This is a genomic window from Klebsiella sp. X1-16S-Nf21, assembly GCF_002837615.1.
Taxonomy (GTDB): domain Bacteria; phylum Pseudomonadota; class Gammaproteobacteria; order Enterobacterales; family Enterobacteriaceae; genus Klebsiella; species Klebsiella variicola.
Map to the genome: position 1 here is coordinate 1 of NZ_PJDK01000120.1, position 10,204 is coordinate 10,204.

10 protein-coding genes are annotated in these 10,204 nt (G+C 53.7%); 5 read left to right on the forward strand and 5 right to left on the reverse strand.

Annotated elements, in window-relative coordinates:
• Positions 1-550, forward strand: a 550-nt coding sequence (locus CW267_RS28690; RefSeq protein ID WP_165787480.1) for a fructosamine kinase family protein, incomplete at its 5' end; no start/stop codon positions are given.
• A 42-nt stretch (positions 551-592) separates the two neighbouring features.
• On the opposite strand, the gene tonB is transcribed toward CW267_RS28690, so the two are convergent.
• Positions 593-1,339: a TonB system transport protein TonB gene (gene tonB / locus CW267_RS28695; protein WP_022065331.1), complete on the reverse strand. Its 747-nt coding sequence runs from the start codon at positions 1,337-1,339 to the stop codon at positions 593-595.
• A gap of 210 nt (positions 1,340-1,549) precedes the next feature.
• Between tonB and CW267_RS28700 the strand changes: the two genes are divergently transcribed.
• The gene (locus tag CW267_RS28700; RefSeq protein ID WP_008804420.1) at positions 1,550-1,846 is read left to right on the forward strand and encodes a YciI family protein; all 297 of its coding nucleotides are present in this window, start codon (positions 1,550-1,552) and stop codon (positions 1,844-1,846) included.
• A 271-nt stretch (positions 1,847-2,117) separates the two neighbouring features.
• Here CW267_RS28700 and CW267_RS28705 read toward each other — a convergent pair whose 3' ends face one another.
• Entirely contained in the window at positions 2,118-4,547 is a 2,430-nt protein-coding gene (locus tag CW267_RS28705; protein ID WP_100780949.1) for a glucose/quinate/shikimate family membrane-bound PQQ-dependent dehydrogenase, read from the reverse strand.
• Positions 4,548-5,328: 781 nt separating this feature from the next.
• Between CW267_RS28705 and CW267_RS28710 the strand changes: the two genes are divergently transcribed.
• The gene (locus CW267_RS28710) at positions 5,329-5,907 is read left to right on the forward strand and encodes a YceI family protein (RefSeq protein ID WP_008804418.1); all 579 of its coding nucleotides are present in this window, start codon (positions 5,329-5,331) and stop codon (positions 5,905-5,907) included.
• Between the two features lie 468 nt (positions 5,908-6,375).
• Here CW267_RS28710 and CW267_RS30205 read toward each other — a convergent pair whose 3' ends face one another.
• Complete coding sequence (locus CW267_RS30205; RefSeq protein WP_023290120.1) at positions 6,376-6,549, reverse strand: YciY family protein; 174 nt, start codon at positions 6,547-6,549, stop codon at positions 6,376-6,378.
• 143 nt (positions 6,550-6,692) lie between these two features.
• On the opposite strand from CW267_RS30205, the gene cls reads away from it, so the two are divergent.
• Together cls and CW267_RS28725 are read left to right on the forward strand one after the other, a co-directional pair.
• A complete protein-coding gene (cls, locus tag CW267_RS28720; RefSeq protein WP_008804416.1) occupies positions 6,693-8,153 on the forward strand; it encodes a cardiolipin synthase in 1,461 nt (486 codons plus the stop codon).
• Positions 8,154-8,187: 34 nt separating this feature from the next.
• Positions 8,188-8,517 carry an HI1450 family dsDNA-mimic protein gene (locus tag CW267_RS28725; protein WP_002910079.1) on the forward strand — a complete coding sequence of 110 codons (330 nt, stop codon included), beginning with the start codon at positions 8,188-8,190 and terminating at the stop codon, positions 8,515-8,517.
• 63 nt (positions 8,518-8,580) lie between these two features.
• On the opposite strand, the gene CW267_RS28730 is transcribed toward CW267_RS28725, so the two are convergent.
• On the reverse strand, positions 8,581-9,408 hold the full coding sequence (locus CW267_RS28730; protein ID WP_012541359.1) for an ion transporter: 828 nt from the start codon (positions 9,406-9,408) through the stop codon (positions 8,581-8,583).
• 54 nt (positions 9,409-9,462) lie between these two features.
• On the reverse strand, positions 9,463-10,204 hold a 742-nt coding region (oppF, locus tag CW267_RS28735; protein WP_101148698.1), incomplete at its 5' end, for a murein tripeptide/oligopeptide ABC transporter ATP-binding protein OppF.

The window sequence follows — 10,204 nt, forward strand, 5'->3', positions numbered from 1 at the left end:
CCAGCAGTTAGCGCATCTGCACCAGTGGAGCGATCAGCCGCAGTTTGGTCTGGATTTCGACAACGATCTTTCCACCACGCCGCAGCCCAACGCCTGGCAGCGTCGCTGGTCGGTGTTCTTTGCCGAGCAGCGTATCGGCTGGCAACTGGAGCTGGCGGCGGAGAAGGGGCTGCACTTTGGCGATATCGATACCTTAGTCGATGTGGTTCAGCAGCGGCTGGCCAACCATCAGCCGCAACCTTCACTGCTCCATGGTGACCTGTGGTCCGGTAACTGCGCCTTAGGACCAGATGGCCCCTATATCTTCGATCCGGCCTGCTACTGGGGCGATCGCGAGTGCGATTTAGCCATGCTGCCGATGCACCCGGAACAACCGCCGCAGATCTATGACGGCTACCAGTCCGTTTCACCGCTGCCAGCAGGTTTTCTCGATCGCCAGCCCATCTATCAGCTGTACACCCTGCTGAACCGGGCGATTTTGTTTGGTGGCCAGCACCTGGTGACGGTCCAGCAGGCGCTGGACGATGTATTGACGGAAAAAACGCGTTAGACAAGACTCACGGCGGACCAGGGGGTCCGCCGCAACGCATTATCAGTTGATCTCGACCCCACTCAGACGGAATTTGATAGTCATCGTCACGCCGGTTCCCGGTCTTGCCTGCTCGTAACGCCATCTGCGCATCGCGCTTTTCACTTCGCGCTCAAACATATTGGCCGGCTGGGCAGAGAGGATCTGTAGGTTGTCGATTCGGCCATCTGGCGTCACGTCAAACTTCACCCGCACCGTCCCTTCGATGCGCAGCGCCTGGGCGCGGGCCGGATAGGTCGGCTGGACACGGCTGATCGCCCGCGGGCCGCTCGGGGCAGTAACGGTGGGTTTGGCGGCCGCGGTCGAGGTGCTTGGCGCGGTGCGCGCTGGCGTCGTGTTGTTGTTTTCAAACGGCGAGGCCGGACGCGGCTCTGCTGCCGGCTTCACGTCCCGCTTCGGCTGCTCAACCTTTTTCTCCGGCTTGGGTTTCGGTTTGGGTTTAGGCTTCGGCTTCGGTTCCGGTTTATGGATCACCACCGGCGCTTCTTTCGGCGGTTCAGGCACCACCTCGGGTTCCGGCTCAGGATCAGGTTCGACAACGGGCTCCACGACTGGCTGTGCCGCCGGGGGCGGTTCAAGATCGGCCGGCGCGACCATCGTAATCTCAATCGGCTGCGTCGGAGAAGGCTGTTCAATAACCTGATGTACCGAGGTATAAAGCAGCCCCGCCACAACGGCACCGTGGATAGCCACGGACAGCAGCGTTGGCCACGGGAAGCGGCGAGGTAAATCAAGGGTCATTGCGCTCATAGTCGTTTCTGTTGAAAAATGATGCTCCGATTTTAAATGCAAATAGCAATCATATTCAATAAGGCGTCTTAACCTGAGTCAATTTTTGCCACCATTTGCAGAAAAAAGCCGCGTCGGCAGCGCATTCGACACCGGTATGCATCTTTGCATTGCAGTCCAGGGCGGTTTAACTTAACGTAATTCGCCTGATTATTGATAAGGAGCTTTGCCGTGCTTTACGTTATCTACGCTGAAGATATCGCCGATTCTCTGGAAAAGCGGCTCTCGGTTCGCCCTGCGCATCTCGCGCGTCTGCAACTCTTACACGATGAAGGCCGGCTGCTTACCGCCGGGCCAATGCCGGCCGTTGACAGCAACGAACCGGGCGCAGCAGGGTTCAGCGGCTCAACGGTGATTGCCGAGTTTGAGTCGCTGGAAGCGGCGCAGTCCTGGGCCAATGATGATCCGTATATTGCGGCTGGCGTCTACCGCCAGGTCTCTGTTAAGCCGTACAAAAAAGTATTTTGAAAAAAATCCCCTGCTATTTTTCTGGTTAGCCACAAAAACACACCAGGGCCATCAGATTAAAGGGCGCATTTTGGTACACAACATTAAAATGCCGCCCTTTTCCATCACGCGAAAAGTTTGGCTGTTCTCTCACTGACATGTCCTGTACAGGGTCAGATCCCCTCTCCTGCCTCAACATCGTCGCCTAACGCCTCACCATCCCTGCATTAATATGAAAAGCCCCCGCTGTGCGGCGGGGGCCTCTGATCGTTATCGCTGATCCAATTACCTGTTACTTATCGAGCGCATAGGCAATCACGTAGTCACCGCGATCCGGCGACTGGCGGGCTCCACCGGCGGAAATCAGAATGTATTGTTTGCCGGTCTTCGGCGAAACATAGCTGATGGGTCCCCCCTGGCTTCCTACCGGAAGACGGGCTTTCCAGACTTCTTCACCCGTAGATGAATCGAAGGCGCGCAGGTAGTAGTCCTGGGTTCCGGCAATGAACACCAGGCCGCCCTGAGTTGCCAGGGTTCCACCCAGCGTCGGCATACCGATCGGCATCTGAGCACGCATTTTTATGCCAAACGGACCGGTATCCTGGACGGTACCGACCGGCACCTGCCAGACGATTTTCTGTGTTTTCAGGTCAATCGCGGACAGCGTACCAAACGGCGGTTTCTGACATGGGATCCCCAGCGGCGACATGAAACGGTTTTTGTTGACCGAGTACGGTGTTCCTTTCATCGGGACCGCCCCCATCCCGGCGTTCACCGCTTCACCACCGGTGTTAGCCACCGCGCTTTGTGGGTCCTGCTTAATCAGCTGCACCCACAGACCCAGACGCATATCATTGACGAAGATATAGTGGTTGTTCGGATCGGTAGACAGGCTGCCCCAGTTCATTCCTCCCAAAGAGCCCGGGAAGCTGAGGGAAACATCGGTCCCCGGCATGGTGTACAGCCCGTCATAACGCATCGATTTGAAGCTGATACGACAGACCAGCTGATCAAACGGCGTTGCCCCCCACATATCAGATTCTTTCAGGGTTTCCGCCCCAATCTGCGGCATCCCAACAGAGCGCGGCTGCGTCGCCGGATATTGTTCATTTGGGATATCAGCCGGTTTCACCGGGACCTCTTTCACTTCGGTAAGCGGTTGACCCGTCAGGCGATCAAGTACATAGATTTGACCCGCTTTGGTCCCCACCACCACGGCGGGTTTGTTGCCCTCTTTGGTCGGGAAATCGACCAGGCTTGGCTGCATCGGGACATCGAAGTCCCACAGATCGTTACGCACGGTCTTGTATACCCACTTCTCTTTCCCGGTGGTCGCATCCAGCGCCAGGATTGAAGTGGCGTATTTGTGATCGCCCTGAATACGGTCTGCGCCCCACAGGTCAACAGAGGAGCTCCCCATCGGAATAAAGAGGGTATTCATCGACGCATCCCATGACATGGGCGCCCAGGAGTTAGCGGAACTGCGTTTGTAATGTTCCCCCGGTTGCAGAACATGATTGGGATCCGGATTACGCGGATCAAATGCCCAGCGCTGCTGGCCGGTAATCACGTCATAACCGCGCACCACGCCGCCAGGCATGTCAGTACTGACGTTATCCGCCACGCGGCCTCCAACCACCACCGTGGTGCCAGCCAGCGTCGGGGCTGAAGTCAACACATAGCTTGGATCTGCCGCAGCGCCCATCCCTTCCCGCAGATTCACGCTGCCGTTCGTCCCGAAGTCCGGGCAGAATTGGCCGTTATCTGCGTCTAAGGCGATCAATCTGTCATCAATCGTATTCATCAGGATGCGACGCTGGCATGCTGCACCTGGCGCGACCTGTGCCGGCAGAATCGGTGTGGAGCCTGCCACAGTGGGCTGCGTCAGTGGCTTCGTCGCATCAAAATACGCCAGGCCTCGGCAGCGCATCCAGATGGCGGATTTCGCATTAATTTCCGCTCTCCAGATCTCTTTTCCACTATCGGCATCGACGGCGATCACATTGTTATGCGGGGTACAGAGGAAAACACGATCGCCTACCTGCAGCGGTGTTTGCTGATCTTCTGCGCCATTGCCATCCGGGCTTAACGGGGTGTCGCCAGTATGGAAGGTCCAGACGGGTTTCAGGTTTTTTACATTGTCACGCGTGATCTGGTCCAACGCCACAAAGCGGCTACCGCCGGCAGTATTGCCGTAGTGGTCCCAGTTTTGCTGTTTAGCGTCTTCTTTTACCGGCACCAGCGGTAATTTCTCGCCGCTGAACGCCACTGTGGGATGGGGCTGAAACATCTGAACAAAGGTGACGCCCATGGCGATAACCAGAACAACGCAGCCCCCCCATGCCCCTTTGGTGCTGTAAGGCTTTCCTTCATGCTTACGTAGCGCAGGCCAGGTGGCCGCCGCCAGCAGCATCAACCCGGCGGGTACCATCAAACGGGAAACGAGCGGCCAGAAGTCGAAGCCGGCATCAAACAGTGCCCAAATCAGGGTACCCACGAATACCAGAGCAAACAGCCACACCGCGGACGACCTGCGGCGGAAAAACTGAATCGCGGCGAGCAGGGTAATAACCCCGGCAATAAGGAAATACCAGCTTCCCCCCAGGGAAACCAGTTTATAACCGCCGATGACAAAGAACAGGCCTGTCGCAAGCAGTATCACACCGACCAGCAGGCACCACAGGCCTAACCAGCCGGATGAGCGGGGATTCGTATTTGACATAATAACTCTCCTGATAACACCATGAAATAAAACTATTTCTTATTTAACTATCGATGTTTTCCCCGCAGTAAGCCAAACGGCATAAATGAAGCATAATGCCGGGATAGAAAATGGCGATAAAACATCGATGTCGGGAATTATATTTAATTGTTAATAAATTGTGTAAGTCCGTTATGTAAGATCTTGTATTTTATTTATTTATTGATTGTTTTTTGCGCGACACTATTGTGATAAAGCTAAAAAAACGCCAGGAAGGATTAAAACGAAATGACTACAACAAATAAATAACACAGAATAATATATCGACATTTATTCATTTCACATCGACATTAGATTGGATAAATGCCTAATTTATGGTTATTGCTCTTTTTTTACATTGACTGGATAAGCATGTTGATGCGGGTAATTTCTCCCTGCCGATATTAAGCCATGGAATAAACGGGGATTAATGTCCGGTTTTCGCAAGGTACTGAACCGGTCTTAAACAACCTTCCTGCATTCAGGCTCGCGGTGATTTCTCTCCCCCGGAAAATAACCCCGCAATGATATAACCACACACAATATACTGACATGGCCCAATAAAAATCTCACCGTCAGGTTAAAATTGCCGATGATCATTTTTTAACTTCTATTAATTGCCTTGCGTAAAGTTCACGCTGCGTTACTGTAGGGTTATTCGTGCTTGATTAAAAATTTTGAAAGGGAATAACAAATGTTTTCAATAAGACTTCCCTCTTTTTAAGCTACCCTTTGTGTACTTGCCCATTTTGAGGAATTTTTTGTGAACGTTCTGAAAAAAACAGCATTTCTTTCTCTGCTTGCCTTATATATCCCTGTATCACAAGCTGCGGCGACAGAATATAACCTGGATCCGCAGCACACGTCGGTGGTTATTGCCTGGAACCATTTCGGTTTCTCTAACCCTACCGCCTATATCTCTGATGTTTCAGGGAAATTATCTTTTGACAAAGAAAATCCTGAAAAATCTTCTGTTAGCGTTACTCTGCCGGTAAAAACCATTGACACGCATGTCAAAGCGTTAACCGATGAATTTTTAGGCAAAGAATACTTTGATGTCAAAACGTTTCCCGAGGCTACTTTCCGGAGTACCAAAGTGGAAAGCAAGGGCGACAATAAATATGATGTCGAAGGTAACCTGACCATTAAAGGCATCACCAAACCGGTAGTTCTGCATGCAACCCTCAATAAGCAGGACATGCATCCAATGGTGAAAAAAGAGGCGATTGGATTTGATGCAACAGGGGTAATCAAACGTTCAGACTTCAAGCTTGATAAGTATGTGCCCGCGGTAAGTGATAACGTGACCATCACTTTATCCACTGAAGCCTATGCAAAATAAAGTAATGCACGCGTAATAGCGTGCATTTTATTCAGGCGCGTTATCCAGACAACCGTTCTGAAAGGCAAACAAACAGGCGCAGATTATTTAAGACCAGGAGCGGCACGCTTAGCCTCATGCGCCATGATCTGACTGCGCCTGTTTCATCATTCTTCTCAACTTACTTCAGGCTGCATCTGCTGGCCAGTGTGGGCATGCATTCGACAGCGCCGCACCTGTCTGGGTAACAATAAATACTGCATGGCAATTAATTCCTGTGGCGGCAGGAATAGGTTCTGCCTGAAACAAACCGCCCGGAATAACGTGACATGCCTATTTTAATGAGACGTGAAAGCAAGCCAGGCGCAAACTGTCGTTGCACCGCAGTCGAGCAAAATAATGATGTCAAGATGGCAATGATAACGATAATTCAGCGCAGGGCTGAGAAAACGACAACGGCACCGCGTACGGTGCCGTTAGCCTGCTCGCTTAACAGTCGGGAAAAATAAACAGCAGAGCATGACGCTGCCGTTTCACCAGTCCCTTCCTGATAGCAAGGATCCGCATATTGCGGCGCGATTGGGCTTCCAGCCAGCGCGCTTTACGGCGATTCACCTGTCTCAGCATGCGCCAGCGCCCTACTTCCGTTCTACTACGCTTCATTGCAACGACTCTACGAGTGAAAACAGCCTCCATTATAAACCTCTGCCAGCAACTGACTACCGCTTTCGCTGCGTTTTTATTTGCCAGAAAAATACTGATGCGTAAACTCATCACATAACGTCATTCAAAAGGATTTTACATCTATGACAACCTTTTACACGGTGGTGAACTGGCTGGTCATTCTGGGGTACTGGCTGTTGATCGCCGGTGTAACATTACGAATTCTAATGAAACGCCGCGCTGTCCCGTCCGCCATGGCATGGTTGCTGATCATTTATATCCTGCCGCTGGTGGGGATTATCGCCTATCTCTCCTTTGGCGAACTGCATCTCGGCAAACGCCGGGCGGAACGCGCCAGGGCGATGTGGCCCTCGACGGCCAAGTGGTTAAACGACCTCAAAGCCTGCAAACATATCTTCGCGGAAGATAACAGCCCGGTGGCAGAATCCCTGTTCAAGCTGTGTGAACGGCGTCAGGGCATTGGTGGCGTAAAAGGCAACCAGCTGCAGCTGCTGACGGAATCTGATGACGTGATGCAGGCTCTGATCCGCGATATTCAACTGGCCCGCCACAATATCGAGATGGTCTTTTATATCTGGCAGCCAGGCGGTATGGCCGACAGCGTCGCCGAATCGCTGATGGCCGCCGCGCGTCGTGGGGTTCACTGTCGGCTAATGCTCGATTCTGCGGGCAGCGTGGCCTTTTTCCGCAGCCCATGGGCGGCGATGATGCGTAACGCCGGTATTGAAGTCGTCGAGGCCCTCAAAGTTAACCTGATGCGTGTGTTCCTGCGCCGGATGGATTTGCGTCAACATCGCAAGATGGTGATGATCGATAACTATATTGCCTATACCGGCAGCATGAATATGGTCGATCCGCGCTACTTTAAGCAGGACTCGGGGGTCGGCCAGTGGATTGACCTGATGGCGCGGATGGAAGGCCCGGTGGCGACCTCGATGGGCATCGTCTACTCCTGCGACTGGGAAATCGAAACCGGAAAGCGCATTCTGCCGCCACCACCGGACGTCAATATCATGCCGTTCGAAGAGGCCAGCGGGCATACCATCCACACGATCGCCTCCGGCCCGGGCTTTCCGGAAGATCTGATCCATCAGGCGCTCCTCACCGCCGCCTACGCGGCGAAAGAGCATCTGATCATGACGACACCTTACTTCGTGCCCAGCGACGACCTGCTGCACGCAATCTGTACCGCCGCCCAGCGCGGTGTCGACGTGAGTATTATTTTACCGCGCAAGAACGATTCACTGCTGGTGGGCTGGGCCAGCCGGGCCTTTTTCACCGAGCTGCTGGCGGCCGGGGTCAAAATTTATCAGTTTGAAGGCGGATTGTTGCATACCAAGAGCGTGCTGGTGGATGGCGAACTGAGCCTGGTGGGGACGGTGAATCTGGATATGCGCAGCCTGTGGCTCAATTTTGAGATTACGCTGGTCATTGATGACGCCGGTTTTGGCAGCGATCTGGCGGCGGTCCAGGATGACTATATCTCGCGTTCGCGCCTGCTTGACGCCCGTCGTTGGCTAAAACGACCGCTCTGGCAGCGGATCGTCGAGCGACTGTTTTACTTCTTCAGCCCGTTGCTGTAAAACGTGCCCATCAGATACCGAATGAGTAGCAATCATGGATATGGATTTAAACAACCGCCTGACCGAAGACGAAACGCTTGAGCAGGCTTACGATATCTTCCTCGAGCTGGCGGCCGACAACCTCGACCCGGCGGACATCATTCTGTTTAACCTGCAGTTTGAAGAGCGCGGGGGCGCCGAACTGTTCGACCCGTCCGCAGACTGGGAAGAGCATGTGGATTACGATCTGAATCCGGATTTCTTCGCCGAAGTGGTAATTGGCCTGGCGGATACCGATGGCGGGGAAATTAATGACATTTTCGCCCGTGTTCTGCTGTGCCGCGAAAAAGATCATAAGCTGTGTCATATTTTGTGGCGTGAATAACGCTCACTATCCAGTGAAAAGCCTGCCGCGGTTCACCCGGCAGGCTTTTTTTATGCTGGCAGCTTATTTCGGCAACGCATGGCCGCAGGCGTGACAAAAACGGGCGTTATCGTCATGGTCGCCCTGCTGGCACTGCGGACACAGGCGACGCTGACGCCGACGGTTCAGGGCGCTGGTCATATGGGTAGTGATAAGCCCGGTCGGTATCGCAATAATGGAGTAGCCGATCAGGATGAGGATCGACGCCAGAATGCGGCCCAGTGGGGTATGCGGGGTGATATCGCCATAGCCGACGGTGGTGATGGTCACGATGGCCCAATAGACCGAGGCGTTGAGCGTTGTAAAGCCGTACTCCGGCCCCTCGATCAAATACATTAGCGAACCGAAAATCACCATCACAATGGCGATAAACGAATAGAACAGAATCAGCTGGTGACGCGCACTGACGATTGCTCGCCAGAACACGTTGAGCGAAGGCATAAAGCGCAACAGTTTGAGAATACGCAGCGCGCGGATCGCTCGCATTGCTCGCCAGGCAAAGACATAATTCAGACTAATCTCCGGCCACAGCCACATCACATACAGCGGCAAAATCGTCGCCAGGTCAATCAGTCCCCAAAAGCTAAAAATATAGTGGAGCGGATTGGGCCAGGTGGCGATACGCAGCAGGTACTCCACGGTAAAAACCGCGGTCACCAGCAGCTCCAGCCAGACGAAAATATGCCATTCATCTAATGTCAGATGATATTGCGTGCCCAGCCCCGACTCGATAAAAATCACCAGCACGCTGAGCAAGGCGAAAAGTCCGCACAGCCCTTCGAAGCGGCGGCCGGAACGTCGGTTCTGATCGAAAAGTAAATGATAAAGCCGCAGACGAGCGGCAGAAAGCATACCCACTTCGTTAACCTCGCAAAAAAAAGGGCTGACCTGCGTCAGCCCCTGAGATTATAACGGGTCTACCTTAAGGCAGGAAACCGCATGGCGGAAACTGCCCTCCAGTACCGGGCGGGTTTTCGCACACTCTGGCCCGGCGAGCGGGCAGCGGGTGCGGAACACGCAGCCCGACGGAGGGTTAATTGGCGAGGGTAATTCGCCCTCCAGCAACTGAATAGTTTTCGCTTTCTCGAGATCAGGATCGGGGATCGGTACCGCCGACATCAGCGCTTTGGTATAGGGATGCAGCGGATTATGATACACCTCGTCGTAGGTGCCCAGCTCCACCGCATGGCCCAGATACATCACCAGGACGCGGTCGGAGATATGTTTAACCACCGCCAGATCGTGGGCGATAAATATCAGCGACAGCCCCATCTCACGCTGCAGCTGCTGCAGCAGATTGACCACCTGAGCCTGAATCGACACGTCAAGCGCAGATACTGGCTCATCGCAGATAATCAGCTTCGGCTCAAGGATCAACGCCCGCGCGATGCCGATACGCTGGCACTGACCGCCGGAGAACTCATGCGGATAGCGGTTGATCAGGTTAGGCAGCAACCCGACCTTCATCATCATCGCTTTGACGCGATCGCGAACTTCCTGACGCGACATCTTCGGATGATAGGTGCGCAGCGGTTCAGCGATAATCTCCCCGATGGTCATGCGCGGATTCAGCGAGGCCAGCGGATCCTGGAAGATCATCTGGATATCGCTGCGCACATCGCGCCACTCTTCCTGCTTCATACCCAGC